This is a genomic window from Amycolatopsis japonica (assembly GCF_000732925.1).
GTDB classification, from domain to species: Bacteria; Actinomycetota; Actinomycetes; order Mycobacteriales; family Pseudonocardiaceae; genus Amycolatopsis; species Amycolatopsis japonica.
The window spans coordinates 4935384-4962294 of sequence record NZ_CP008953.1; the positions used below are offsets into that span (position 1 = coordinate 4935384).

Genomic DNA, 26911 nt, shown 5'->3' on the forward strand with positions numbered 1-26911 from the left:
TGGTGCAAGACCGTGCCGGTCTCGGTCGACGGTCTGGCTGTTGTGCGGAATGGACGGCGTGTCGCGAAAGCCACTTTCGGGACGTCAGATGTCTCGAAAGTGGCTTTCGCGACATCGCCACGAGCCTCTGTCGAATACATCCCAGCCCCACTCCCTCAGTTGATCTTGACCACGCCGCCGCGCACGGTCACGACACCGCTCGCGGTCAGCTCCGTCTGGCCCTGTCCCTTGACCGAAACCGTCGCGCCCTCGACGTTCACGCCCGCCGTGCCCGACAGCTTCAGGCTGCTGCTCGCCTCGACGGTCGCCTCGGTCGCCGACTTCACGGACACCTTCTGGCCCTTGAGCTCCAGCGGACCGCTGCCGGCGTCGATGCTCACCCCGTTCCGCGCCTTCACCGTGACACCCTTGCCGCTGGTCACCTCGATCATCTGGTTCTTCTGGTCGAGTTTGACCACGAGCTTCCCGTCGCCGGACGCGACGACGATGCCGTCCTGTTCGGCGAATTCGAGCTTGTGTCCCTTGCGGGAGACGAAACCCCGCACGGCGATCTCGCCGCTGTTGCCGTCGATCGGCGGCGCGGTGAACTTCGGCACCGCGTCTACGCCGTTATACAACCCGCCGAGGACATACGGCGCCTCGAAATCGCCTTGCTCGAAGCCGACGAGCACCTCGTCGCCGACCTCGGACATGACCATCGCGCCCCGCCCGTTGCCCGCGCCGGGTTGCACCGTTCGGGCCCAGTTGCTGGTGAAGTTCTGATCCAGCCAGGGAAAAGTCAGCTTGACCCGGCCGAGCCCGGCGGGATCCTTGGCGTCACTGACCACCGCGGGCACCACTCCGGGCCACGCCGAGGTCTTGGAACCACCGGCGACCAGCCCGTAGAGGGAGCGTTCCTGTCTGCCGGAGACGGCGAACTCGGTGGTGTAGCCGACTTCCGCGTTGAACAGGTGCCGCGTGCTGGTGAGCGTGTACTTGCCGGCGAACGGTTTTCCGACGCCGGTCAGCGTCACCGCCGCGCCCGCCCGGAGCTTCGGATTGCCCTTGGCGACCCCGTCGAGTTCGGTGCACGCGCCGCCGAGCCGTTCGGACAGCGCGACCGCCGCCGCTTTGGCCTCGGCCTGGGTCCGGCGCGGCGTATCCGCCGAGACGTACTTGGGGCTGGAGAACTTGTTCGCGAGCGCCACCGGGTCGACACCCTCGACCTCGGTGCCCGCGTTCTTCGGTTTTTCGGCGGCCACCACCGGCTTCTTCGTCGTGACGTCCCAGCCGCGGGCCTCGACCTCGGGCACCTGCTCGGCCGCGGTGACACTGGCGCGCAGGCTGACCAGCGTCCGATGTGCCTCGAGCACCAAGGGGTCGGTGTTGGCCTTCGCGGTGGTGGCGGGTGCCGCCGAGGGCTTCTCCGCGAGGCGGAAGTTCAGCGCGCCCTCGCGCACGGCGATCTGGGCGCCGACCGACTCCGCCAGCCGGGAAAGGAAATCCCAGTCGCTGACGTTGTCCTGGCTGAACTGCGTATGCGGACGGCCGCCGACACCGGGGACCTGATCGATCTTGCCGACCTTCAGCCCGGCGCGCCGGGTCACCTTGGTGACGACGTCCGCGAGCGTCATCCCCGGGTAGACCGCGACCCGGCGGCCGCGGAACAGGCGGTGCGCGTGGTCGTAACCGCGCACCTCGGTGAAGGTGCCGATCCGGTCGAGGTCGATCGCGACCGCGGTGACCTCGCCGGAGAGCAATTCCTGCGGGGCTTCGGGATCGGAGGTCTGCACCTTCAGCTTGATCTGCGCGCCGACGGTGAACTTCCCCTTGTCCAGCACCACGTGCCCGGAGTCGCGGAACCGCAGGACGAACATGTCCGGCAGGTTCCGGCTGTCGTCGACGTAGGCGTAGGAGAGCAGCGTCTTCACGTCGTCGGGCAGCGGACCCCCGGCGACCTCGACGATGAGGTTGTTCGCGAAGCTCTCGTTAGCCATCGAGTTCCTCCAGCGCCGGCACGAGCAACCGGGTGCCGGGCCGCAGCCGCATCGGATCGTCGATGTCGTTGGCGTCGGCGATCTCGCGCCACTTCCCCGCGTCGCCGTAGGCACGGAACGCCACCGCCTGCAGGGAATCACCGGCGACGAACACGTGGGTGTCCCGTGCGGCCAGCGCACCCGAGGTCGGGTTCTGCCCGCTCAGCTCGCCGGCGATCTCCTCCAGGTTCACCGTGCAGACCGCGCGCACCGGAGTACCCGATGGGGTGAACAGCGTGTACTTCGCGGTCACACTGGCGACATACGCGGGGAAGCCGGTCATCCCGCCCCATTTGAAGATCACCCACGGCGGCGAACCCTTGCCGTGCTGGCGGCTTTCCTCGGTGGCGACACAGCAGGTGAAGAGCTGCTCGACCTTCTTGACGACGGCGTCGTCCATCTTGTCGGTGGCGTCGAGGAACATCTCAAGCGCGAGCTTGCACGGGTCCGAGCCCTTGAACTCGGGAGGTCCGCTCTTCTTCGCGTTGCGCTGCGGATCACGGCCCCATTTGGCGTTCTTGGTGAGCGAGAGTTCCTTGGGGTTGAACTGGAACTTGATCTCGAACAGTTTGGCGCCGGGCTGCCCGGTGCCGCCGGATTGCGGAGGTTTGCGGACCTCCAGCAGCGCGCGCTGGAGGTTGTTCGGCGCCGGCTCGCCGGAGCCGTACGCCGCGGGCGGCTGGGATCCGGCGGAGGTGAACGTGACGGGTGAGGACATGGCTAGCCCTTCTTCGCCGGGCTGAGGAAGCCGTGGTGGGCCAGTTCGAGCGTCTCGGTGGCGACCTTGGGCGAGTCGGGCGAAAGCTGCGGCCCGCTCCAGCGCACAGGGACGACCCCTTCGAGTGACCAGCTGGCGATCACGGTGCCGTCGAGGGTGCGCGCTTCGATGGTGGCGGTCTTGCGCTCGATACCGCCCGCCATACCGGCGAACCATTTCGTGATCTGCGAGCTGGCTTCGGTGACCGGGCGGGAGAGCTTGATGTTGGAGTACTTGATCCGCGTCGGGAGCTGCCAGACCATCCCGTTGTTGCCGCCCTCTTCCCGCTGCTCCATGACGAACTCGCAGCCCAGCCCGTCGCAACTGCTGAATGCGCCGAGGTTGCCGAGGTTCTTGTCGTCGAGCTTGACGACGTAGCAAACGGCGACGGCTTCTTCCGCGTCCGGCATCGGCTTCTCCTTCAGTGCGGGCGATCGGTGAGCGCGCCGCGGCGCTCACGGTCGAGGCGGAGTTCGGTCTTCAGCCGCCGCAGCAGCGGGTCGAAAAGCTTCTTGACGAGTTCCTCGGTCTCCGGTTGCGCGGCCGGTGCCGCCGGTGCCGCCTGTGCTGTCGCGGGCACCGGCGCCGCGACGGGCTCCGGCGGTGGTGGTGTTTCCGGGTCGCGCTGGACGACCGGGGGTTCAGGCTGTCGCGGCACGACGGCGGGTGGCAGGTTGAGCACGAGGCTCTTGACGTCGGCGACGGGCTCGCTGGGCACAGTGCGTTGCACGGATCGCGTTTCGGCGGGTCTCGCCGGCGGAGGCATCGTCGTCGGCTGCTGGAAGGCTTCCGCGTCTTGGCGTTGAACAACCGGCTTGGCCGTAAACGTCTCTGGCATGAGCGGAGTCCTCGGTGATACGGAAGGCAGCGGAGTGGCACCGCCCCCGCTCAGCAAGGAGGTCAGGGTCGGGCGCTGGTCCACTGCCACCGGTGCGGGCGAGACCGCGGCCGTGCTATCGACGACTCGTGCCACCGGCAGCGGTGACATCGAGATCACCGATGCCGGTGGCGCGCTCACCGAGCCGCCCGGCGTCCCGGGCGGCTCTGGGGTTTCTGGTGTCCCGGACCGGATTCGCGGTGGTTCGGGCGAGTGGAAGGTGGTGTCGGGTGAAGAACGCGACGAGGCGACCGTCGGCAGGCTCGGCGGCGGTTCGAGCGCCCGGGCGACCAAGATCGGTGCCTCTGCATGCTCCTGTGGCGATTCGTCGCGGAGGCGCCGCACCGGCCGCTGAACGAACGTAGGCTCCACCGGCGATTCGTCGCGCCGACGCTGCAGTGGTCTCTGCGCCGCTGGCGGTTCATCCCGCAAGCGCTGTACGGGCCGCCGAACCGAAGCCAGCTCCCCTGGCGATTCGTCACGCAACCGCTGAACCGGCCGGTGAGCCGACACAGGATCCCCCGGAGACTCATAGCGCTGCACCGGCCGCTCGACCGACAGCGGCCCTACTGGCGACTCGTCATGCAAACGCCGCACCGGCCGCTCAACCGAAGCAGGCTCCCCCGGCGATTCATGGCGCTGCACCGGCCGCTGCACCGATACCGGTCCCACTGGCGCCTCGTCGCGCAAACGCTGCACCGGCCGCTCGACCGAAGCAGGCTCCCCCGGCGATTCATGGCGCTGCACCGGCCGCTGCACCGATAGCGGTTCCGCTGGCGATTCATCACGCGAACGCTGCACCGGCTTCCGAACCGAAGCCCCGGCCTGCGACACGTCCCGATGTTTCGGCGACGGAAGTTCCAGAGCCGATTCGACGACCGAACGCTGAACGGCCGGTACAGAAGTCGGCGACGTCGTTGTCTCCACGGGCATGGCCGGAAACGTCCGCTCCTCCCGCGCCACCTCGGCCGGCGCCGAAACCGTGGGCAGCACCGGAGTCTCGACATCGCCCGCCAGCGGCGCGTCGACCTCGGCGACGTTGTCTTCCACTGCTGGCACGTCGGCACTCGGCACTTCCGCCTGGACCGAGTCCGGCACGATCGGCGCGCCGAGCCCCAACCGCCGCGGCGCCGCCTCGACCTGTTCCGTCCTCTGGACGACCGGCAGCGCGGGCCGCGGTGTCATCACCTCCGAAGTGGGTGGCTCGGCGGGGAGCGGGTCCGGAACCTGGACCGGCACGGTCTCGGCATCGACCGGCTCGGGCGTGGACACGAGCGGGTCGTGGTCAGGCTCGAATGTCTCGACTGCCCGCGGTTCGGCCGCGGGCTCCGGAGTGGGGACCGGAGCGCTCGGGGTTTCCGACCGGATCGCTTGGACCGTCCTCACCGGCGGGCGCGCCGACGAGCCCGCGGTGGTCAACGGCATCGGCGGCCGGTCGGCGTCAGGCGACGCCGCCGCGACGGCCGGCAGCACGAGCGTCGCCGTCGGCTCCAGCGCGACGGTCGGCTCGAAAGCCGGCCCCGGCTCGTCCGGCAACGGCTCCTCGTACGACTGCACGGCAGGCACGAATTCCTGTTCAGGGGCAAAGCTTTCGGTCACCGGACCGGCCGGTTCGGCGGCGCGCTGCACCGACATTCCCCAAAGACGCGACAGCACACCACGTTTGCGGGCGGACCGCTGCACCACAGGCATGTCCGGCGGTGCCATCGGTGCGCGCGCGAGACCGTCGATGACACCCGAAGGTTCCGCCGGACCGACCCGATGTCCCAACGGCTCCAGGTACGCCGGGCTCCGCCAGGACGTCAGCGAGGCGCTGAATCTCTGCACCGGATTGATCAGCGGATGCTCGGCGACGACGCGCTGGATCGGCGGCAGGCTTCGCCATTCGGCACGGGTCACCGGCAGCGAGGCCGGTGTCGCCGCTTCCGGGGGCGGGCCCGGCTCCTTCCTGCGCCACGTCCACATCGAAACGTCACCGTCCCTCGCTCATCCGAGTGTTGATCCGGGCGATCTCGGCGACGTAGGTCAACCGGTCGTGGTGTTCGAGGTCGAGGATGTCGTCGAGCGACCAGTGCAGGTGGTAGGCGACGTACGCGACTTCCTCGTGCAGCCGTCCGGCCGCGTACGTCACGATTCCCCCAGGCGGCCGCCGGCGACGTCGACGACGAACTCGTGGCCGCACTCCGGGCAGGCGACGCCCGCCCGCGTATGGCCTTCGCTGTTGATCCGCCGGTACATGTCCTGCAGGAACGCCAGATCCGAAGCGAACAGGTTCTCGATGACTCCGGCGTGCACGTCGGTGACGTCGCCGATCCGGGTGATCACCCTGGCCAGCAGCACCACCGTGAGGAAGGCCGAGTTCTCGCGCACCCGGTCGTCCCGCAACGGCACGAGTTCGTCCCGCGCGGTCGCCAGCCGCATCACGCCGGAGTGGTGCACGTTGCCCGCGTCGTCGACGTAACCGCGCGGGAGTTCGAACGCGAACTCGGTCCGCAGTTTCGGCCGCGCCTGCGCTTCCGGCACGACGAGGGCTTCTTCGGCCGGCGCCGACGCCATCACCCTGCGCATGGGCTCACTCGACTTCCATCTGCTCGTAGGTGACCACGAGCTTCTCGGTGAGCACACTGGTGTCGCCCGCCTTCAGCGCGCCGATCTCCAGGCTCTTCGGCCACGCGTTGGTGAGCTTGTAGCGTTTGATCGGGGCGCCTTCGTAGTCGTAGACGATGATCGCGCCGCCCTTGCGAGCGGAACCCATTTTGCCGAAGTGCGCGTCCTTGACCCATTTCTCGAAGCTGCTGTCCTCGGTCAGACCGCGGGTCAGCGTCACCTCTCCCGCTTTCGGGCGGCCGGGGAGCTTCTTGATGACGTACTTGCCGTCCACGGTGTTCTGCTTGAGCTCGATGACGTCCTGCTCCATCTTCAGTCCGGAGACCTCGGAGATCTGCTTGATCTGAACGCCGTCGATCTCGAGCCCGAAGGAGCAGCCGACGGCCTTGTCAAGATCGGGAAGTGCCATTTCGGAGCCCTTTCACTATTCGTTGACCAGGCTGGTGCCGCCGGACATCTGGGCCAGCCGGAAGATCACGAACTCCGCCGGTTTGACCGGCGCGATGCCCACTTCGCAGATCACCTGGCCGAGATCGATCCCCTCGGCCGGGTTGGTCTCCCGGTCGCATTTCACGAAGAACGCTTCGTCGGGAGTGAGGCCGAACAGCGCGCCCTTGCGCCATTCCATCACCAGGAAAGCGCTGATCGTGCGCCGGATGCGGGCCCACAGCGCGTCGTCGTTCGGCTCGAACACGACCCACTGGGTGCCGTTGAGGATCGATTCCTCGAGGTAGTTGAACAGCCGCCGCACGTTGAGGTAGCGCCACGCCGGGTCGCTCGACAGCGTGCGCGCTCCCCAGATCCGGATCCCCTTGCCCGCGAAGGAGCGCACGCAGTTCACGCCGATCGGGTTGAGCAGTTCCTGCTCCGCCTTGGTCAGATGCGTTTCGAGCGCCAGCACGCCGCGGACGACCTCGTTCGCAGGTGCCTTGTGGACACCGCGGGTCGCGTCGGTGCGTGCCCACACCCCCGCCATGTATCCGCTCGGCGGCACGTAGGTGTTGGTCCCGCTGGCGGCGTCGAGCACCTGCACCCACGGGTAGTACAACGCCGCGTACTTCGAGTCGTACCCGGCCTGGTCCATCCGCCAGGAGCGGACCTCCTGCGGGTTGAGCCCGGGTGGCGGGTCGACGATCGCCATCCGGTCGCCCATCAGCTCGCAGTGCGCGATCATCGCCAGCTGCACGGCCTTGACGCCGTCGAGGTCGATCAGGTCGCGCTGGTGGGCGGCCATCAGGTCCGGCACGGCGACCATGGTGATCTCGTCGATCGCTTCCAGGCCACCGAAACCGGTGCGGTCGGCGACGTCGCCGACATAGTCGTCGGCCGCGATGCGCCGCGGGACGGGCGGGGGCTGCGGCGGTTCGGTGAGCACCGCGGTGCCACGGTCCGGCTTCGCCACCGCACCGCCGGTCGCGAGCTCCTCGATCGTGATGAAGCTGGACTTCTCGCGCACCAGTGTGACGACGTTTTCCTTGGTGCGCTTGGTGGTCACGTTGTGGGTCTCGACGACCTTGCCGTCCTTCTTGACGAGCACGGTGAACCGGTCGTCGCCGGGGTTCTCGCCGGTCGGTTCGGTGACCTCGACGGTGAGCTCTCCGGTCTGTCCACCACTCGTGAGCTCTTTCGCGACGAAACGGTAGCCGCCGAGCACGGCCTGGCGCGTCGCCGCCTTCGGTGCCGCACCGTTCTCCTGCCCTCGTGGACCGCCGATGCGGACGATGTAGCAGTTGGCACCGCCGTTGAGGAAATAGCCGTAGACCGACTGGGCCAGATAGCAGCCTTCGACGAAATCGCCGAAGGTCTGGGTGAACTGGGTCCAGTTGGACACCAAGGTGGGCGTGTTGAAGGGGCCGTCCGCCGCGAAGCCGACGAAGGCGGCGACGGCCGTGCCCACACCCTCGATCGGCCGGGCGCCGGCCTCGATCTCCTCGACGTACACACCCGGCGTGAGATAGGTGGGCATCCGTGCCTCCCCTTTTCGGTGCACTCGCTGACATCGGCGATGTTCCTGCGTGGACGTTCACGGCGGAACGACCGAGCGGATAGGTCGGCGGGAACCAATCTCTGCCCGAAAAGGCAACTGCCCGTTCGGGCAGCGGGGCCCGCCCCTCCGGCTGTTGGCAATCGGCCCGCCGACGCCGAAAGTGAAGACATGCCGGCGGGCCGGGACAAGGTGACACAGGCTCCGGCCACGCCACCCGCGCGGCCGGTCAAGCCCGCGCGCCGTGCCACCCCGCCCGCGCTGCTGCGGCTGCAGGCCGCCGCGGGCAACGCGGCGGTGACCCGCCTCGTCGGTTTGCAGCGCAGCAGTTGCCCCGCTCCCCCGGTCGCGCCCGCCGGGGTGACGCCCGCGTCGGACCCGAAGTTCGGGTCGCTCAAGAAGGACGTCAGCGGGCAGGCGAAGGCGGCCAAAGCGCATCCGCCCGCCTCCGCGGAGGTCAAGAAGGCGCAGGACGCCGCGGTCGCGCCCGCCGACGACAAGGAAGCCCAAGCCAAGGCGGCGCAGGCGGACAAGATGGCCGCCGCCAAACCGGCCGGATTCGACAAGGCCGCCTTCGTCGCCGCGGTGAACGCCGCCGTCGCCAAGCAGGCACCGCAGAATCTCGACGAGGCCGACAAGTTCGCCTCGTCCGGCAAGGCGGACCAGATCAAGTCCGAGGTGATGGGCAAGGTCACCAGCGGCAAGGACGCTTCCGCCAAGGACGTCACCGAGCGCACCAAAGAAGCGCCGGACACCAGCAGAGCGACGGAAAAACCGGTGAAACCGCTGCCGGAAACCCCTCCGCCGCCCACGTTGTCCCCGCCGGACGCCCGCAAGGCCACCCCGGACAAGGCGCCGCCCGCCCAAACCGACCTTCGCGCCGACCAATGCGAAACCCACGGCAAGATGGCCGAGGCAGGCGTCACCGACCAGCAGCTGGCGCAGTCCAACGAACCCGAGTTCACCGGCGCGCTCGCGGCGAAACAAGAAGGCGAACAGCACACCGCGTCGGCACCCGCGGCGGTCCGCGAGTCGGAGGCGGGCCGGCTGGCCGCCGTCACGGGCGCGGCGCAGGCGTCCGGCCAGGCCGCGATGGCGGGGATGACCGGCGCACGGTCGTCGTCCGGGCAACGCGGGCAGGCGGCGAAGTCGGCCACGAAGGCCAAGGACGAGCAGGACCGGGCGCGGATCACCGCGGAGATCAAGGCGATCTTCGAGGAGACCAAGACGAAGGTCGAGGGTGTCCTCGGCGCGCTCGACGAACAGGTGGCCAAACGGTTCGAGACCGGCGAAGCGGCGGCGAAGGCCGCGTTCACCGCCGATCACCAGGCCCGGATGAAGAAGTACAAGGACGAACGCTACGACGGCGTCACCGGCGCGGCCCGCTGGAGCTACGACCTGTTCGCCGGCCTGCCCGCCGAGGCGAACAACCTCTTCCTCGAGGCCAAGAAGGTCTACGAGTCGAAGATGCAGGGCGTCATCGGCGAGATCGCCGATTTCGTCGGCCAACAGCTGACCGAAGCGAAACGGCTGATCGCGGAAGGCCGTGAGCGCGTGCGGCAGAAGGTCGACTCGCAGTCCCCCGCTCTGCGCAAGATCGCGGGCGAGGCCGCCAAGGAGTTCGGCGGCCAGTTCGACGAACTCGAGAACTCCGTCGACGAGAAACAGCAGTCGCTGGTCGAGGATCTGGCACAGAAGTACAGCGAAGCCCGCAACGCCGTCGACGAGGAGATCAAGGCGCTGCAGGCGGAGAACAAAGGCCTGTGGGACAAGGCGAAGGAGGCGATCGGCGGCGCGATCGACACGATCCTCAAGCTGAAGGACATGCTGCTGAGCGTGCTGGCGCGGGCGGCGAACGCGGTCGGCCTGATCATCGCCAAACCGATCGAGTTCCTCGGCAACCTGGTCAACGCGGTCAAGACCGGCGTCATGAACTTCGGCGCGAACATCGTGCAGCACCTCAAGGACGGCCTGAAGGCCTGGCTGCTCGGAAACCTGGCCAGCGCGGGCATCGAGATCCCGGAAACGCTGGACGCCAAGGGCATCCTGAAGATGATCATGTCGCTCCTCGGCCTCACCTGGGCGAGCGTCCGCGCGCGGATTCTCCGCTTCATCCCGGAACCCGTGCTCGCCAAACTGGAGCAGACGTTCGAAGTGGTCAAGATCCTGATCACCGAAGGCGTGCCGGGGCTCTGGCGCTGGGTGATCGAGAAACTAGGCGACCTCAAGGAGCTTGTGCTCGGCCAGATCAAGGAGTTCGTGATCGAGAAGATCGTCAAGGCGGGCATCACCTGGATCATCTCGATGCTCAACCCGGCGGCCGCGTTCATCAAGGCCTGCAAGGCGATCTACGACATCGTCATGTTCTTCGTCGACAAGGCCGCCCAGATCAAGGAGTTCGTCTCGTCGGTGCTGGACTCGGTCGAGTCGATCGCCCGGGGCGGCGCGGGCGCGGTGGCCGGGCTGATCGAGCGCACGCTGGCGAAGGCGCTGCCGATGGTGCTCGGATTCCTGGCGAGCCTGCTCGGGCTGGGCGGGATCTCGGAGAAGATCAAGTCGATCCTGGAGAAGGTCCAGGCCCCGGTCGGCAAGGTGATCGACACGGTGGTCGGGACGATCGTCAAGGCCGGGAAGAAGATCTGGTCGAAGGTCAAAGGCGCCGGACGCGACCTGAAGGACAAGATCGTCAAGCTGCTCAGGCCCGAGCAGGACAGCCTGAACATGAACGGCGACGGCCACACGCTGATCGCCACTCCGACGCCGGACGGTGGCGTCGTCGAGATGGCCAGTACGCGGGGCAAGGTCTCGACCAAGGCCAAGAAAGCGATCGCGGATTTCACGAAGAAGAACATCACGCCCAAGCCGGGACAGATCGACGCGCTCAACGAAATCGTCGCCTCCGCCGAGGCCGTCGAGAAACTGGTCAAGCAGGCAGGGAAAGAGGGGAAAGCGAAGACTCTGCTCGAATACAACGGATTCCCCGGTGCGTTCCGCAGCTTGAAGAGCCTTATCGTCGCATACGCCAGGAAATACAAGGCCACGGATATCACAGCCGAGGTACTGGAGGGCGAACGACTCAAACTCGCGGGGGAGGTAGGAGCCGACCTGCAGACGATGGCGCACGCGGTACGCGATCACCTCGTCGCCACTCCGGTCGACGTCGACGCCGTCCTGACCGCCGCGGAAAGGAAGATACTCGAGAGAAAGCCGTTCCTGTGGCGCGCGAACTTCGGCAAAGCCATGGAGCGCGTCATGGCCGCCCGGATCGCCGCCTCGCCGAAGCTGCGCAAGTACTTGACCCACGTCGGCACCGCGGGCACGCCGGACTGGACGGGCAAGGACATCATCAAGGGCGCGAAGTACGACGTCACCACCGACAATGAAGCAACGATCAAGAAGCACGAGGGTCGCTGGTGGTGGGACAAGAAGGTTGACATACTGATCAAGTACACCGCGCCCCCGGAGCCGAAGTGACCGCATTCAGCCGACAGACGTTCGCCGATCTCTATGACGAGGACTCCGGCGAAACCTATGAGGATCTCGAGTTCGTGAGATGCAAGTTCCGGAGTTGCGCCCTGTCGATGGCGCGCACCCCGGATACCAGGACCACGGTCCGCCGCGTCACGCTCCGCGACTGCGAATCCTCATGGTGTTTCGTCATGAGCCCGATCCTCGAGGAGGTGACGATCGATGGCCTCAAGTCGGGATCGAATCCTCTGTTCACTCAAGGGGCGCTGTTTCACCGGACGACGCTGACCGGGAAGTTCGACAGTGTCGTCATCTCGCCGCGCGCCGACCCCGTGACCTACCCCGACGCGAACGGGTCACTGTTCGACGAAGCACGCGAAGAGTTCTACTCGCGGATCGACTGGGCTCTCGACATCCGCCACGTCGAAGCCCGCAGCCTGGAGATCTACGACGTACCGGCCTCCCTCGTGCGCCGTGATCCCGAGACCCAAGCGGTGGTCCTCCGCGAATCAGCCGCGCGCGAAGATGCCTGGCGCAGTTTGGATCTTGGAGAGACGTGGTGGCCCCAAGTTCTCGAGACCATGCTCGCGCAGAATTACGACCAAGCGATTCTGGTGACCCCGCTGAGGGACCGTCACGCGGCCGCGTTCATCGACGGAATCCGCAAACTCCGAGCGGCAGGTGTCGCGGAGCCCACCTGATGTGAGCCACGAACCTACGAGGCCTCTTCTTCGGTTTCTTCCTCGCGCTGCACATACGTCTGCGCCATCTTCTCCTCTTCGCCTTCCTCGGCTTCAGGAGCTTCCTCGCGCTGAACAGCGGCGGAATCCTCGGCGGAATGCCCACCGTCCTCACAACGCTGAACGGCGGAGGCAGGCGCAGGAGCCGACATCAGGCGGTCCGCGTTCGCGACGGCTTCACGCTCGAACCGATCCGAGGGATCCGAAACCTTCACCCCGCCACCGGCGTCGGTCCCGTCCACCGGCCCGCTGCGTTGCTGGACGACATGGGTCAGCTCGTGCGCGAGCATGTGCTTGCCCGAATCCGAGCCGGGGTCGTACTTGTCCCGCTGGAACACGATGTTCGAACCCACCGTGTAGGCCTGCGCGTTGACGGATTTCGCCGAATCGTGGGCGGCGCCGTCGGTGTGCACCCGCACGTCGCCGAAGTCGTGCCCGAAGCGGCCCTCCATGTCCGTACGCGTCGCGGCGTCCAAAGGCGCGCCGCCGCCTGAGCCGACGACGTCGTGCACCGGCGAACGTTCCTCTTCGACCAGGGTGCTTACGCCCGCGTTTCCCACGGCACGCTGCAGATCGAGCAGGCCTGCGGGGCCGAGGACGTCGGTGCGCCCGGCCGCGGCGGCGCGGCCCAGAAGACCGCCCTCGTCCCGCTCTACCCGGTCGCCCTTCGGCCGCAGGCTCGGTTCAAGGTCGTTGTCGTGACTGTGCCCGCGCATGGTCCGCTCCCTCGGTCGCTACGCCGCCCGTCCAGCTTGCGCCGTCGCCGCGCCGCGCGCCAGGTTGCGGTGCGCGGCCGGAAGGGCGGCATCGGCTGCCCGAACGGGCAGGTCAGCCGTCGGTCACCATCGCCAGGTACGGTCCGAACTCGCGGTCAAGGCAGAGTCTGCCCAGCTTGCGATACTCCCGCGCGACCGCGCCGACCAGATCCGTCATCGCCACCGGGCGGCCGGCTTCGGCGGCCAGATAGGCACCTGTGACCGCGGCCGAGCGGATGTGTCCGCCCGCCAGCTCGAAGGCCTCGGCGAGGAACCCGAGGTCCAGATCGTCGGCGCGGGGCATCCGTGCGCCGAGGCAGCGGTCCCACAGCTGACGCCGCAACTCGACGTCCGGCAACGGGAAGTCCACGATCACGTCCAGCCGCCGGGTGAACGCCTCGTCGAGGTTCGCTCGCAGGTTGGTGGCCAGTACGGCGATACCGTCGAAGGTTTCCATCCGCTGCAGCAGATACGCGCTCTCGATGTTCGCGTACCGGTCGTGTGCGTCGCGCACCTCGGACCGTTTGCCGAAGATCGCGTCCGCCTCGTCGAACAGCAGCACACCGTTGACTCCGGCGGCCTCGGTGAAGATCCGTTCCAGGTTCTTCTCCGTCTCACCGACGTACTTGTCGACCACCGTCGCCAGGTTCACGGTGTAGAGATCCAGCCCCAGCGAGGCGGCGATGACCTCGGCGGACATGGTCTTTCCCGTCCCCGAATCCCCGGCGAAGAGCCCCGTCACACCCCGGCCGCGGCCACCGCCCGGCCGCATCCGCCACTCGTCGAGCACCTGGTCCCGGTAGCGTGCCCGCGCGGCCAGTTCGTCCAAAAGGGACAGCACGCCCGCGGGCAGCACGAGGTCGCTCCAGCCGACCACGGGTTCGATCCGCCGGGCGAGCCGCTGCAGGCCGGCCGCGTTCTGGCTCCGCGCGCCCGCACGCAGATGGGATGTCCGCACCGGCCCGCCGTCGGCCAGCGCCGTCACCGACGCCGCCTTCGCCGCGCGGGCGATCTGCCCCGGCCCCAGCACGAAATGCGCGGTCGCCTCCCCCGGATCGACGTCCGGAGCGAGCCCGCCGTCGAGATGGCTGCGCCAAAGATCCACCCGGCTCGCCGCGGACAAGGGGAAGGCGTCGAGCTGCAACGGCGGGATCGCGCTCCACCGGGGATCCCAGGCCCCGGTGCCGTGCACGACGAACGGGACCGCCGGATGAGCGAGCTTCTCCAGCCGCGGCGAGTCGTCGACCGGGCCCAGCACCAGCCCCGCACCACGCAGCAACGCCTCCCGCACGAGCGACCCGGTGAGCTCGCCGTGCCGGGATTCCGCCTGCCATCGTGCCGCGTCGACCACCAGCGCGGGATGGCCCGCCCCGGTCAGCGCCGCGACACCGAGTTCTTCGGCGCCGCCGCCGGGATGCTCCCTGAGATAGACCAACCCGACCTGGCCTCTGATCGCCCGGATGAGCCGATCGGCACCGGCCACGTCGGTGCCCCTCGTGCCGAGGTGGGCGCACCCGGCGAGTTCCGGGGCGAGCCGATCGTCGCCGAGCAGGTGGTTCACCACCCGGTCGGGCACCCGGAGCGTGCGTGACAGGAAGGGACGTTCCTCGTCCTCCATGGTGAGCAGGCCACAGGTGACCAGCGGGGCATCGGCGTCGAGCCGCGCACGGCCGGCGGCCGACGCTTCGGGGACGCCGCACAGGCGCAAGGCCAAGCCCGCAGTCGCCCGCCGCCGGGTCACGTCGTCGTTGAGGTAGCCGTAGAACTGCTCGAACCGGCTGTCGAGGTCGGGCGCGAGCGCGACGAGCAGCAGTTCGACGTCGACGCTGGTGAGTCCCGCGCGCTCCGCCAGGGGATACAGGCGGCCGCCCGGCACGGAGTCCGTGAACGGCGGGAACGGCTCCCGGTGGCCCTCCAGCAGGGCGTCGATCGTCTCGTTCGACAGGTACAGCCCGCGGAAGGGGTCGTCGGGGTTCGGGTCGGCGGCCCGGCGGCTCTCGACCGCGTCGCGGATCCGCTGTTCGAGCCGCGCCAGCCGCTCGAACAGGTACTCCAGGCTCATCGGGACTTCCGGTGGGTGCGTGCCATCGCGACCCGGCGCTGCCCTTCGACCGCCCCGCTCTCCGCCACGTGGTGCCCGACCAGCTCACCGTCGTGGGCGTCGAGCTTCAGGCCTTCCTTCGGCGGCTGTTCGGCCGGGACCACCCGTCCACTGTGGACCGGCGCGGAGATGACGACGTCCAGCGACGGTTTCAGTTCGCCACCCAAAGCGGTCCAGACGTCGGCGAAGGCGCGATCCTCGGGCGGCGGCAACGCGACCGTCATCGGCACCGGCAGGCCCATCTCGGCCAGCGACCCGGTGAGCGCCGACTCGGGGACGGCGTCGTGGGCGAGCAGGCCGAGCAACAGGTCGGACAGCACGCGGTGCTCGTCCTCCGGCCGCTGCGTCCACGCGGTGACCAGATAGGACAGCTTGATGTGCCGGGGCGGCAGGTGCCGCGCTGAAACCTTGCCGAGCTGGTCGTACTCGTTGAGCAGGCCTCGTGAACGGCGTCGAAGGTCCTCGCGTACGTCGTAGAGGTAGACGTTCACCGTGGGGGCGTTGCGCCGCGCCGCCCATTCCTTGTTGGGCGCGTCGAACGCGACCTCGATCTCGCTGCCGCGCCGGGTCTCGCCGCGTACCAGCCGCCGCAGCGCCTCGTCGACCTCATGGATCACTGCGGACCTCCTCGGACGGCGGTCTTCCCACGATGATCGCCGCGGCGCCAACCGGCCAGCCTCGCAACGGCAGACCTTCGGGTACGCCGTGCTGCCCGTACGGGCAACCGAGCCACCGTCGGTTACGCTGCCGGTCGTGCCCGAACAGACATGGTCACCCACTCCAGGGACACCCGTAATCGAGTACCGGTCCAGTCGCTGGTTGTTCATCGGCGGACTGGCCTTGTTGGTCTTCTTCGGGTTGGCCGCCATCTTCCCGGACGTCGGGAGCCCCTCGTCGTCGCGCAGAATCAAGATGCCCGAGGAACCCGCGGCCTTCATCTTCGGCGCGCTCGCGGTGGGCGGTCTGCTGACGGCGATCGGCTCGGTCCCCCATAAGATTCGCTTCGCGGCCGACGAACGTGGTCTGTGGTGGCGAGCCGGCCGCAAATCCGACCTGATCGGATGGGACGAGGTGCGCGCGGTGCGCGGCCAGGAACCGCGCCCGCGGCCCCAGGGCGACCCGAACGCGAAGGTCATCCTCTCGGCCCTGGTGTTCACCACCAAGGACCCGTACTTCGAAAGCCGCCACGCGAAACTGTTCACGCGCCCGTCCACTCCCGGTCCCGAAGTGGAGCTGAGACTGCCGAACAGCACCATCGTCCGGCAGCTGACCCAGGAGATCGCGAGAGTCCGGCCGGACCTGGTCGCCTAGCGTCGCAAGTCTGTGAAGGCCGTCCACTGTGGCCCGCCGGGCCATGCGGAACAAATGCGTTTCGAAGGGTCAGGCGTTCGCGCGCCTAAGACGCTCGGCCGCCTGTGCGCGGAGAGCGTCGTCGGCCTTCGGAGCCGTGCCGTGCAGGGCTTCCCAGCGGACGTCGTGCGCCGCCGTCCACAGACTGGCCGCCCACGCGACCTCCTGCTCCTCGTTGGTGAACCGGCGGCCACGATGGTCTTGGTAGGCCGCCAGGAACGCGGCGGAACTCTCGATCGGCGGCAGCCTCGCGGGCCCGGTCTTGGGGAACACGCCACTCGCGCCGCCCACCAGCGCCGCCTCCGGCTGCCAGGCCAGACTGTCCCAGTCGTGCACCGACCACACCTCCGTGCCGTGCCAGCAGAGATTCTGCGCCTCGAAGTCGGCGTGGCCCAGCACGCACGGCAGGTCCGCGGCCAGCAGCCGCTCGCGCGCCCGGCGCGCCGTGTCGACGACATACGCGGGCACCGCGCTCTGATCCAGTTCGTCGAGAGACCGGATCGACGGCCACACCCCGGGATCCCGGTGATCCCAGCGCGACCAGCGCGGATTCGGCAACGGCGGCGGGACGGCCAAGCCGGCCAGCCCGGCCATCAGCCGGGCGAACACCTCCGCGTAGCGCGCGGCCACGTCCGGCGAGTCGCCAGGCAGCAGCTCGCCGCCGGGGCGGAACTCCTCGGCGTGCACGGCCAGCGCGCCGCCGCCGACCGGAGGTGTGAGCGGCCGCGGACACGGAAACCCCTTGTCCGCCAACCAGGTCTGCGCGGCGACACAGGACGCGGCCCTCCCGTCGTCCTCGCGAGCCTTCACCACGACGTCTTGTCCGTCCGCCAGCCGCAGGCCGAACACCGTCGACATCGACCGCAGTTCGAACCGGACGCCGACGGGCCCGGCGCCCAAATGCTCCGCACACCAGACCGGCAGCCAGTCCGGTAGATCGTTCAACTCCACGAGGGGGACTGTGCCAGGTTCGCCGCCCTCCCGCGCCCGGGTTTGCGCGGGAGGGCCTCGCCCCGGACCAAGATCAACGGAGGATTGGGGACGTTGAGTGTCCCCAATCCTCCGTTGATCTTGGTCCGGAATCGACAAGCCGATCGAGCGGGGAGGATTCCGGCCGTTGAGCGTCCGAAATCCTCCCCGCTCACCGATATCAGCTCCGCCAGCTATGCCCATATGGACATAGCAGACCGTCGATTCGGCATTTGTGGCCTATGCCTCACGATGTCAGGCTTCTGCCTGATCGCCAGCAGCCGCGCTCGGCTGTCGCCCGACTCGATCGCCGCTGCCACCCTCGCCGGAACCACCCTGGAGTGGTACGACTTCTTCCTCTACGGCACCGCGTCCGCGCTGGTCTTCAACAAGCAGTTCGTCCCCCTGCTCAGCCCCGCGGTCGGCACCCTCGCCGCTTTCAGCACCCTCGCCGTCGGCTTCATCGCCCGCCCGCGAGCCCGTTCGCCGCCTGGGGCTGGCGGATCCCGTTCCTCCTGAGCTTCGTGCTGCTCGCGATCGGTCTGCTGATCCGGCTGCGGATCACCGAATCACCGTCGTTCACCAAGGCGGCGCAGGACGACAAGGTGGTCCGGTTCCCGCTCGGCGCGGCATTCAAGGGCGGCTTCGGCAGGCTCGCGCTGACCCTGCTGGTCGGCGTGGCGAACTCGGTGGTCGCCTACGTGTTCATGGGTCTCTTACGGGCCCCAGCGCCTCCACTACGACCGGCAGTTCCTGATCCTCTCGGTTACCGGATCGGCGGCGCTGTGGTTCGCCACCATCCCGCTCTGGACGCGGATCGCCGACCGCCGCGGCAGGCGCACCATGTTCGTCGCCGGATCGGCCGCGCTCCTGCTGTGGTGCCTCGCCTTCTTCCTGTTGCAGAACACCGGCAACACCGGGCTCGCGATGCTCGCGCTGGCGGGTATGGGCCTGGTCGGCCCGATGATCGCCACCGCGGTGCTCAACGCCACCGGCTCGACCACCGGTATCATCTGGTATCTGGCCGCGGTCTGTGGCGTCAGCATGATCAGCGCGATGACCCTGTTCCGCCTGGTCCCGTCCGGCGCCGCGGAATCCACAATGGACGGACCGCGCGACGAAAACCACACCCTCCAACGCTCGTCCAGGACCACCCGGTAAGCCAGGATGCACTCATCTCGACATTGGAGGTTCCATGCCCAAGGGCTACTGGGTCAGCGTCTACCCCACCATCGCGGACCCCGAGGCGCTCGACGCCTACAACAAGCTGGCCGGCCGGGCCGTCAAGGCCGCGGGCGGGCGGACGTTCGCCCGCGGCGGCAGCCGGGTCGTCGCCCACGAAGCCGGGATCGCCGAGCGCGTCGTCCTGATCGAGTTCGACAGTTTCGAACAAGCGGTCGCCGCCTACGAGAGCGCGGCCTACCGGGAGGCGCTGGCCGCACTCCCCGAAGGGTTCGAGCGCGACTTCCGCATCGTCGAAGGTCTCGACTGAGGACAAGAGCGTCGCTGCTCGATTTCGTGACCGGACGGTCTATTCTGCTGGGCGTGAGCGGCGACGCAGGCGAGCCATCCCCACCGCCCGGCATCTCCCAGCCGAAGAACCGGCCCGCACCAGGCGTCCTGTCCGATCGGTCCGGCCACGACCTGAAGACCAGGATTTGGATCGGTCTCCCGCTGGCGGTCGTCGGCGCCTACCTGATCGGCGACGGTCCGGGACGGCTCCGGCTCGCCTGGGACCTGATCGGCTCCTGGTGGCCATGGGCCTTGGCGGGCCTGGCCGCGGTGAACCTGCTGAGGTCGCTGCTCCGGACCGGATCGCTGCTCGCACCGGGAATTCTCGCCTTCGCGGCCATGACGGCCTTGGCCTTTCGAGAAGGTGTCGCGGCGAGACCGCTCGTCGATGTCATCATTCCCGCCGTCATCGTCCTGACGGGGATGACCCTGTTGCTGTCCGCGGGTTCGGGGCTGACCGCTTCCTGGACCCGGTTTTTGGTGAGCGGCCGGGTGATCGCGTCCGTGCCGCCGCCAGACGGGGTGCGCCCCAGGGCGATTCTGGGGGAACTCAAGGCCGACCTATCACCGATGGCAACGCCACCCGAGGAACTGCGCGTCACCGCGATCTTCGGGCATGTCCACCTGACGATTCCGGCGACCTGGCAATTGGACCTGCGTTCCGGCGGCACCGTTCTCACCCCGGTCCGAGGTCCGATCGGCACCGGACCGCTCGAGGTCCGGCTCAGCGTCCTGGGGTTCTGCGGCCTGGTCGATGTCGTCCGCGCACCTCCGGCGGTCACGGAGACGGCGTAGGCCCCGGTGATTCGCGGGGGTGCTCGTAACCGCGGCTTCCGAACGTGTACATGGCAAGACCGTCGATGATGCCATCGACCGAGTCCCCGCGGAAGAACTCGGACAGCTGAGCGAACTGGTCGTACTCGGCGGAGGCCGTATCCGGAAGTTTGTGATGCATCGCTTTGAGGAGGTCGAAGCGGTGCAGGTCGTAAGCGACCCGAATGTAAGTCGTGAACGTGACAGCCGCCGCTACGGCGCCCACGTAGGACATGCAGCACAAGACGAGCGCCAGTGCCGGAATCCAATACGCCTTCGGTTCGTCCGCGAGTGCGACGACAGCGATCACGAAGACCAAGAAGAAGTTGATGCAGAAATTGGCGGCGGCGTCGAGCGAATCGCGAGCCGAGGCCTGCACCGAGGAGAGTTTGTCGGACAACAAGGGATACAGCCGCGGCCAGGAACTCAGGGTGTTCAGACCGTAGCGCTCGCCGGCCGACGTTTCCCCGGCCCGGAGCGCGTTGCCGAGCGCGGTCGGCAAGAGGGGGATTTGCGCCTGCCCGGACTCCTTCTTCCGCGGGTATCGCTCGAGTTTCGCCATGGCTCGCCGCTGCGCCGACACCACTCGCGAAGCAATCCGTTGCCGCCTTCTCTGCTCTTGGAGGGTTTCGGCTCGGGGACGACTTTCCAGGCGATCGAGTTCGTCTTCGAGACGATTGATCCGCGCCGCTAGAGCCTCAGTCTTGCGTGTCTGGTACTCGACCAGAACCGGCGCCAGCTGCGCGGTCAGCCACCACCCTTCCCAATATCCTTCGAGCAGCCGGATCATCCGCACTTGGAACGGCTGCACCAGCACCGTGAGCAAAGTGATCACCAGCAGCGCGAGCAGGACCTGGACGATGTCCGTCCGCAGATCCGCCGGTATCAGGGGGCGCCAATCACTGCTCCCGGCGAAGCTCTGCGCTCGGAGCAAGAGCCAGACGAAGACGACGGTCACCGCGTTGGGCAGCAGACCGACGATCAGAATCCGGCCGAACGAGGCGGCACCCGAGGTGAGCAACGAGGCGATCCACATCAGCTCGCTCCCTCGGACGTGAAGTCGAACGACCTCCCGGCGCGGGTTCTCGGCGTCCCCACGAAACGTGGCCTCGGATCATGGGAGCCGTTCTCGCACTTGACGCCGCGTTTGGCCTCCTCGTCCGAGTCGTAGATCAGCACCCTCCCGCAGCCGCAAAGGAAAAGCCGAAGAGTCCGACATCCGGAGCCGCACGCGTCGCAGTTCTTTGACTGCTGCGCCAGCTGCGTTTTCACCACCTTCACGCACTTGTCACAGACGATCGCCCACCTGTGCCGGCGGTCGACCTCCACGCCGGGCAGGATTCCGCCGTGATGCCCACCGGGGAGCGCGAGGATCACCAACGAGAGCAGGCGACGGAACGCGCGACCTGACGACGGTGTCCGGCTTCCTGGTCTCATGAGCATCACCTCGGCACCTGATTATGACCGAACCAGGCCCTCTGGTCACCGCTTTCGAGCCAGGCTCGAGCCCAGACGATCCAGCTGACCGCAGCCTTCCGAGCTGAGCCGCAGACCCGTCCGAACAAAATAGTCTGTTTAGACTATACTGATCGGACCAGATCGGAGAAGCGCCCTTGCGAACCCTGACCATCCTCGGGCTGGCCGTGCTGCGACTGCTCAGCCGGCAACCCCAACACCCCTACGAAGTCCGGCAGCGCCTGCGAGAAGAGGGACTCGATCACCTGATCAAGGTCACCCACGGCGCGCTCTATCACACGTTCGACGTGCTCGCGAAGGCCGAGCTGATCGAAACGGTCGAGACCACCCGCGAGGGCAAGCGCCCGGAGCGGACGGTCTACGCGATCACCGACGAAGGGCGCGAAGTCGCCCTCGAACGACTGCGGGAACTGCTTTCCACGCTCCAGCCGGAGTACCCGACGTACAGTGCCGCGCTCGCCTTCATGTCGTTGCTCCCCAAGGAGGACGCGGTCGCCCAGCTCGAGCGCCGGGCCGTGCTCCTGGAGGCGTCGCTCGCGTCGGCGACGGCCGGGAGCGACGCGCTCGTCAAACGCGGCGTGGCGGCGATCGACATCGTCGAGATCCGGCATCTGCAGGCGCATCTGCGCGCCGACCTGGACCTGACACGCGCGATCGTCCAGGACATCCACGAAGGACGCCTGGACTGGCAGCCCGGCGAATCAGCGACCGAAGAGAAAGCGGACGGATGAGCAAACTGCGGGGGAATCCCTGGGCCGTGCTGGTGGCCCTCTGTCTCGGGTTCTTCATGACCTTGCTCGACACGACGGTCGTCGGCGTCGCGATCCCGAACATCGTCGAGCGGCTGGGCACTTCCTACAACGAGGTGCTCTGGGTCAGCAACTCCTACGTCCTGGTGCTGGCGGTCTTCCTGATCACCGGCGGCAGGCTCGGCGACCTGTTCGGCAAACGCGGCGTCTACCTCACCGGGGTCGCGGTGTTCACGCTGGCGTCCCTGCTGTGCGCGCTGGCGCAGGATCCCGGCCAGCTCATCGCGGCCCGCACACTGCAAGGCCTCGGCGCCGCTTTGCTGATCCCCCAGACGATGTCGATCATCATGAGCATCTTCCCGCCGCAGCGGCGCGGAACCGCGCTCGGCGTCTGGGGCGCGGTGGCCGGCGTCGCCACCATCACGGGGCCGCCGCTGGGCGGCTTCCTCGTCGGCGTCCTCGACTGGCGCTGGATCTTCACCCTCAACGTACCGTTGGGCATCCTGATCCTGGTGTTCGCGCCGATGATCATCCCGGCCGGGGCGAAACCGCCGAGGACCGGCCGTTTCGACGTCCCCGGCACGGTACTGGTCATCCTCGGCCTGTCCTGCTTGGCTTTCGGCCTGCAGGAAGGCCAGCGCTACCACTGGGGGACGATCTGGTCGTTCGTGAGCATCCCGCTGCTGCTGGTGTCGGGCGTGGCCTTACTCGTCGCGTTCGGTTTCACCCAGCGCAGACCCGGCACACGCGCGCCCATGGTGCCGTTCGCGCTGCTGACCAACCGTAATTTCAGCCTGATGAACGCCGGCGCCATCGGGCTGTCGGTCGGCATCATGAGCATGGCGATCGGCTTCCAGCTCTACGCGCAGTCGGTGCTGGGCTTCTCGGCACTGGCCGCGGGCATGATCAGCCTGCCGATGTCGGCGATCTCCGTGGTCCTCGGCCCGTACGCGGGCAGGCTCAGCGACAAGGTGGGCGGCAAGCCGATCGTGGTCACCGGCCTGCTGCTGTTCGGTCTCGGCCTGCTGACCTTCTCTTTGACGTCCACTGTGGACAGTACGGTGTGGACACTGCTGCCCGCGATGATCGTGATGGGGCTGGGGCTCGGCGCGACGTTCGCACCACTGACCACGGTGGCCATGTACGACGTGCAGCCGATGATGGCGGGCTCGGCGGCCGGCGTGCTGAACGCGACGAGGCAGATCGGCGCTGTGCTCGGCACCGCCGGTTTCGGTGTGCTGCTGCAGAATCAGCTCGTCGGCAACCTGCTGACGCGCGCCGAGTCGGTGGCCGCGACGCTGCCGCCCGAGGTACGCGGGGAATTCGTCGACGGAGTACGGCGTGCCACCGGCAGCGGCCTGGACTTCGCCGAACTGCAGGCGGGCACCGCGGTGCCGGTCCCGAGCGGGACCACCCCGGCGGTCGCCCGGCAGATCACGGCGGCGGCGAACGAGGTGTTCTCCGGCGGTTACGTCGCGGCGATGCACGGCGCGATGGTCCTGCCGATCACCGCCGTGCTCCTCGGCGCGATCTGCGCACTGCTGGCCAAACGCAGACAGCCACCCGCTCCGGCCGCACCGGACAGCACGGCGGAACAGCTGCCCGCCCCGGCGCGCTAGGGCAAAAAACCCCTCTTGACCAGGGGCAAGCGGCGAGACGATGCTGGAAGTCTTGTCTGCTTTTCCGGAGGGGAACCATGCGACGACTCTTCGTACTTCTCTGCGCCCTTTTCCTGCTCGCGACGGCCGTCCCCGCGGCGGCCGATACACCGTCCGATCCGGTTCCCGGCGAAAGACCCCCGCTGGGAATCACCTGGGCGACTGGGGATCCCTACTGCGTCTACCAATACAGCGAGAACGCCGTGAAAGCCGCGGCGGACCAGCTGGTCAGCTCGGGGCTGCGTGACGCCGGATACGAGTACGTCATGCTCGGCGACTGCTGGCAGGCGGCTCAGCGCGACGCCGACGGCAAGCTCACCGCCCGCGCCAGTTTCCCGTCGGGCATCCCGGCGCTGGTGGAGTACGTGCACTCGCGCGGGCTCAAGATCGGTTTCTACAGCGGAACGGGGGCGACGACCTGCAGCCGTCAGGCGGCGGGCTCACTCGACCACGAAGACCTCGACGCCCGGACCTTCGCCGACTGGGGCGCGGATTACCTGCGCTACGACACCTGTTACAGCGTCAACGGTGACGCGCCCGCGCGGGTCAAGAAGATGGCGGACGCGATCAAGCGCACCGGCCGTCCGATCACCCTCGAAATCGACGACTACGACCGCGAGCAGAAGCCGTGGCTGTGGGCACGGGCGGCGGGCGCACAGGTCTGGCGCACCTACAAGAACTCGACCACCAACTTCGGCTACTCGGCGAACAGTCTCGACAAGCAGTACGGACTCGACGGCTACAAGGGCCCGGGCGGCTGGAACATGCCGGGCCCGTTCACCTTCAGCTACCTCGACACCGCGGAGCGCCAAGCCAAACTCGGGCTGTGGGCGGTGCTCAACGCGCCGCTGGTCGCCGACATGGCGCTGACGGCTGACACCACGCTCCCCGCCGCGGAGATGAGCAACCGCGACATCATCGCCGTCCAGCAGGACTGGGCGGGGGTCGCCGGGCACAAGGTCCGCGACACGGGCTGGACCGAGGTGTGGACGAAACCGATGTCCGACGGCTCGGCCGTCCTGGCGCTGTTCAACCGCGGCGAACTCGCCGCGCCGATCACCACCTCCGTTGCCGACGCCGGACTCCCCGCCGCGGCCGGATATCGCGTGCGCGACCTGTGGACGGGCGACGAGACCGTGACGACCGGCGCGCTCGGCGGCACCGTCGGACGGCACGCCGCCACCGTGCTGCGGGTATGGCCGACGAACGTGACCGCCGCACCGCGGACGTCGCTGACCGTCGACCTGCCCGACTCCGTACCGCCGTCCCAGCCGGTGACCACCACGGTCAAGTTCACCAACTCCGGCACGACGCCGATCACCGGAGCCCACCTGAGCTTGACCGCGCCCGCACAGTGGCAGTTCGACGGCCCCGCCGAAGCGACCACGGAGACCGTCGAACCGGGTTCCACTTGGGAGACCGCGGTGACGCTGCGTCCGGTTTCGACCGCGACCGAGCCGTTCAAGATGCCGGCCACGGTGGCCTACACGACCGCGCAGGGCCCGCGGACCGCGACCGCGTCGGCCGAGTCGCCGCTCATGCTCGCGCCGAATCCGCCGTACAGCAACGGATTGCTGAGCACCCAGCCGTGGATCTCCACGGAGAACGGCCTCGGCCCGGTGGAGCGGGACAGTATCGACAACGGCCATCCGTTCACGATCAACGGAAAGGTCGAAACGCGCGGCGGGCTGGGGGCCCACGCGCCGTCGGTCGTGCGGTACTACCTCGGCGGCAAATGCAAGCAGTTCACCGCGACCGTCGGTGTCGACGACCGCGGGCCGAACGGGACGCTCGGGTTCCGGGTGCTCGGTGACGGCGTCGAACTGGAGGCCACAGGAGACATGCAGCATGGGGACGCCGCGCAGCGTCTGGTCGTGCCGCTGACGGGCGTGCAGGTGCTCGCGCTCGCCGTGGACGACGCCGGCGACGGCTCGGCCGATGACTGGGGTGACTGGGTGATGCCGTACATCAGCTGCTGAGCCTCTGGTGGCAGGTCCGTGAAGGCCTCCTTGAGGGACTCTGGGTCCCTCAAGGAGGCCTTCACGGACCGGGCAACGACCGTCGGAAGGCGGCGCGATAGTCCCTGGGCCGCCGTCCCGTGTGCTTCGCGAAAAGAGCGGCGAACGTCCCCGGGTCCCGGTAGCCGACGGCGGCACAGATCCCGGCGACCGTGCGGTCCGTGGTCTCCAGGAGGTGGCGGGCGCGCCGGACCCGTGCGGAATGCAGGTATTCGAGCGGGCTCTGCCCGGCTTCCGCCGCGAACCTCCGCAGCATCGTCCGGGTGCTGACGTTGAACCGTCCGGCCAACGCGGCGAGGTCGTAGCGGGCGGCCAGGTTCTGGTCGAGCCATCGCATGACCGGGCGGGCGAACCCGTTGCCCGGCCTGGGAAGCAGCCGCGCGTCGACGTACGGCGTCTGCGAAGACCGCGCGTCGTCGACCAGCGCCACCCGCGCCGTCTTCCGTGCCACTTCGGCACCGTTGTGTTCCCGGATCAGTCCGAGCGCGAAGTCGTACATGGCACTGAAGGCCGCCGTCGTCGTGACTCCCCTGTCGGTGACGACGAGATGCTCTGGCTGGACCAGGGCTTCAGGACGACGCCGGGCCAGCTCGTCCGCGAAGAGCCACGAGGTGGTGACGCGGCGATGGTCGAGGAGCCCGGCCTCGGCGAGCAGGAACGCGCCGACGCAGATCGAGACGACGACGTTGCCCGCGGCGGCGTGGGCGCGGATCGCCTCGACCTCTCCAGCAAGACGCGCCAGCTTCGCGCCGATGTCCTGGCCGAGCATGTGCTCGAATCCCGGCACGACGAGGACGTCGACTTCGCGCAGCGGCGAGACGGTCAACGTGACACCGCCCGACGCGACGACACGGCGGCGGGGCGAGACGACGGAAACCTCGTACCCGGCATGGTCCGGGCCGGCGACGTACGTGGCCATGGTGAGCAGATCGGGAACACCGAAGACTTCGGACGCGAAGCAGCCCGGGTACGCCAGGACACCGACTCGCAACACGTGGCGAGATTACCCCGATATCCGGCGATCCGGCCCATTCCCTTGATCGCGGCCCTGGTCGAGGCTGC

23 protein-coding genes and 1 pseudogene are annotated in these 26911 nt (G+C 68.2%); 10 read left to right on the forward strand and 14 right to left on the reverse strand.

Features of this window, described 5'->3' with window-relative positions; genetic code table 11:
* Positions 1–155 precede the first annotated feature (155 nt).
* From AJAP_RS22705 to AJAP_RS22735, 8 genes are read right to left on the reverse strand one after another with little or no spacing between them, the layout of a single operon-like run.
* On the reverse strand, positions 156–1976 hold the full coding sequence (locus tag AJAP_RS22705; RefSeq protein WP_038515061.1) for a VgrG-related protein: 1821 nt from the start codon (positions 1974–1976) through the stop codon (positions 156–158).
* Entirely contained in the window at positions 1969–2733 is a 765-nt protein-coding gene (locus tag AJAP_RS22710; RefSeq protein ID WP_038515063.1) for a CIS tube protein, read from the reverse strand. Before AJAP_RS22710 ends, AJAP_RS22705 begins: the two co-directional genes overlap by 8 nt.
* A gap of 2 nt (positions 2734–2735) precedes the next feature.
* Positions 2736–3182 carry a phage tail protein gene (locus AJAP_RS22715; RefSeq protein ID WP_016333594.1) on the reverse strand — a complete coding sequence of 149 codons (447 nt, stop codon included), beginning with the start codon at positions 3180–3182 and terminating at the stop codon, positions 2736–2738.
* 11 nt (positions 3183–3193) lie between these two features.
* Complete coding sequence (locus AJAP_RS22720; protein ID WP_038515065.1) at positions 3194–5614, reverse strand: hypothetical protein; 2421 nt, start codon at positions 5612–5614, stop codon at positions 3194–3196.
* 7 nt (positions 5615–5621) lie between these two features.
* A complete protein-coding gene (locus tag AJAP_RS44390) occupies positions 5622–5780 on the reverse strand; it encodes a DUF6760 family protein (protein WP_016333592.1) in 159 nt (52 codons plus the stop codon).
* Positions 5777–6217, reverse strand: coding sequence for a hypothetical protein (locus AJAP_RS22725; RefSeq protein WP_038515067.1), 441 nt, complete (start codon positions 6215–6217; stop codon positions 5777–5779). The genes AJAP_RS44390 and AJAP_RS22725 overlap by 4 nt, the downstream gene beginning before the upstream one ends.
* Positions 6218–6221: 4 nt before the next feature.
* The gene (locus tag AJAP_RS22730; protein WP_037344451.1) at positions 6222–6665 is read right to left on the reverse strand and encodes a phage tail protein; all 444 of its coding nucleotides are present in this window, start codon (positions 6663–6665) and stop codon (positions 6222–6224) included.
* Between the two features lie 15 nt (positions 6666–6680).
* Positions 6681–8222, reverse strand: coding sequence for a phage tail sheath family protein (locus AJAP_RS22735; protein ID WP_038515069.1), 1542 nt, complete (start codon positions 8220–8222; stop codon positions 6681–6683).
* Positions 8223–8411: 189 nt separating this feature from the next.
* On the opposite strand from AJAP_RS22735, the gene AJAP_RS22740 reads away from it, so the two are divergent.
* Both AJAP_RS22740 and AJAP_RS22745 read left to right on the forward strand, forming a co-directional pair.
* Entirely contained in the window at positions 8412–11714 is a 3303-nt protein-coding gene (locus AJAP_RS22740) for a phage tail protein (RefSeq protein ID WP_228694561.1), read from the forward strand.
* On the forward strand, positions 11711–12409 hold the full coding sequence (locus tag AJAP_RS22745; protein WP_038515071.1) for a hypothetical protein: 699 nt from the start codon (positions 11711–11713) through the stop codon (positions 12407–12409). The genes AJAP_RS22740 and AJAP_RS22745 overlap by 4 nt, the downstream gene beginning before the upstream one ends.
* A gap of 14 nt (positions 12410–12423) precedes the next feature.
* Here the strand turns inward: AJAP_RS22745 and AJAP_RS22750 are convergent, their stop codons facing one another.
* From AJAP_RS22750 to AJAP_RS22760, 3 genes are all read right to left on the reverse strand, one after another.
* Positions 12424–13164 (reverse strand): eCIS core domain-containing protein, encoded by a 741-nt coding sequence (locus AJAP_RS22750; RefSeq protein WP_038515073.1) that lies wholly within the window; start codon positions 13162–13164, stop codon positions 12424–12426.
* Between the two features lie 112 nt (positions 13165–13276).
* A complete protein-coding gene (locus tag AJAP_RS22755; protein ID WP_038515075.1) occupies positions 13277–15265 on the reverse strand; it encodes an ATP-binding protein in 1989 nt (662 codons plus the stop codon).
* Positions 15262–15921 carry a DUF4255 domain-containing protein gene (locus AJAP_RS22760; RefSeq protein WP_038515077.1) on the reverse strand — a complete coding sequence of 220 codons (660 nt, stop codon included), beginning with the start codon at positions 15919–15921 and terminating at the stop codon, positions 15262–15264. Before AJAP_RS22760 ends, AJAP_RS22755 begins: the two co-directional genes overlap by 4 nt.
* Before the next feature lie 136 nt (positions 15922–16057).
* Between AJAP_RS22760 and AJAP_RS22765 the strand changes: the two genes are divergently transcribed.
* Positions 16058–16615 (forward strand): hypothetical protein, encoded by a 558-nt coding sequence (locus AJAP_RS22765; protein WP_038515081.1) that lies wholly within the window; start codon positions 16058–16060, stop codon positions 16613–16615.
* Positions 16616–16684: 69 nt separating this feature from the next.
* Here the strand turns inward: AJAP_RS22765 and AJAP_RS22770 are convergent, their stop codons facing one another.
* The gene (locus AJAP_RS22770; protein WP_038515082.1) at positions 16685–17605 is read right to left on the reverse strand and encodes a phosphotransferase enzyme family protein; all 921 of its coding nucleotides are present in this window, start codon (positions 17603–17605) and stop codon (positions 16685–16687) included.
* A gap of 270 nt (positions 17606–17875) precedes the next feature.
* Here AJAP_RS22770 and AJAP_RS44835 point away from each other — a divergent pair.
* From AJAP_RS44835 to AJAP_RS22785, 4 genes and pseudogenes are all read left to right on the forward strand, one after another.
* Positions 17876–18097 (forward strand): annotated as a pseudogene (locus tag AJAP_RS44835) (hypothetical protein); the annotation flags it as partial.
* A gap of 369 nt (positions 18098–18466) precedes the next feature.
* A complete protein-coding gene (locus AJAP_RS44840) occupies positions 18467–18784 on the forward strand; it encodes a hypothetical protein (protein ID WP_228694563.1) in 318 nt (105 codons plus the stop codon).
* A gap of 34 nt (positions 18785–18818) precedes the next feature.
* Positions 18819–19115: a DUF1330 domain-containing protein gene (locus AJAP_RS22780; protein WP_038515084.1), complete on the forward strand. Its 297-nt coding sequence runs from the start codon at positions 18819–18821 to the stop codon at positions 19113–19115.
* A 53-nt stretch (positions 19116–19168) separates the two neighbouring features.
* Complete coding sequence (locus AJAP_RS22785; RefSeq protein WP_038515086.1) at positions 19169–19930, forward strand: hypothetical protein; 762 nt, start codon at positions 19169–19171, stop codon at positions 19928–19930.
* On the opposite strand, the gene AJAP_RS22790 is transcribed toward AJAP_RS22785, so the two are convergent.
* Entirely contained in the window at positions 19914–20984 is a 1071-nt protein-coding gene (locus AJAP_RS22790; RefSeq protein ID WP_051972563.1) for a hypothetical protein, read from the reverse strand. The two genes, AJAP_RS22785 and AJAP_RS22790, sit on opposite strands and share 17 nt — an antisense overlap.
* A 577-nt stretch (positions 20985–21561) precedes the next feature.
* On the opposite strand from AJAP_RS22790, the gene AJAP_RS22800 reads away from it, so the two are divergent.
* The 3 genes from AJAP_RS22800 to AJAP_RS22810 all read left to right on the forward strand — a co-directional run bounded on the left by AJAP_RS22800 (position 21562) and on the right by AJAP_RS22810 (position 25810).
* Positions 21562–22155, forward strand: a complete 594-nt coding sequence (locus AJAP_RS22800) for a PadR family transcriptional regulator (RefSeq protein WP_038515089.1) — start codon at positions 21562–21564, stop codon at positions 22153–22155.
* Positions 22152–23792 carry a DHA2 family efflux MFS transporter permease subunit gene (locus AJAP_RS22805; RefSeq protein WP_038515091.1) on the forward strand — a complete coding sequence of 547 codons (1641 nt, stop codon included), beginning with the start codon at positions 22152–22154 and terminating at the stop codon, positions 23790–23792. Before AJAP_RS22800 ends, AJAP_RS22805 begins: the two co-directional genes overlap by 4 nt.
* A gap of 77 nt (positions 23793–23869) precedes the next feature.
* Positions 23870–25810, forward strand: a complete 1941-nt coding sequence (locus AJAP_RS22810) for an NPCBM/NEW2 domain-containing protein (RefSeq protein ID WP_038515092.1) — start codon at positions 23870–23872, stop codon at positions 25808–25810.
* A 61-nt stretch (positions 25811–25871) separates the two neighbouring features.
* On the opposite strand, the gene AJAP_RS22815 is transcribed toward AJAP_RS22810, so the two are convergent.
* Positions 25872–26843 (reverse strand): GlxA family transcriptional regulator, encoded by a 972-nt coding sequence (locus AJAP_RS22815; RefSeq protein ID WP_038515094.1) that lies wholly within the window; start codon positions 26841–26843, stop codon positions 25872–25874.
* Between the last annotated feature and the right edge of the window lie 68 nt (positions 26844–26911).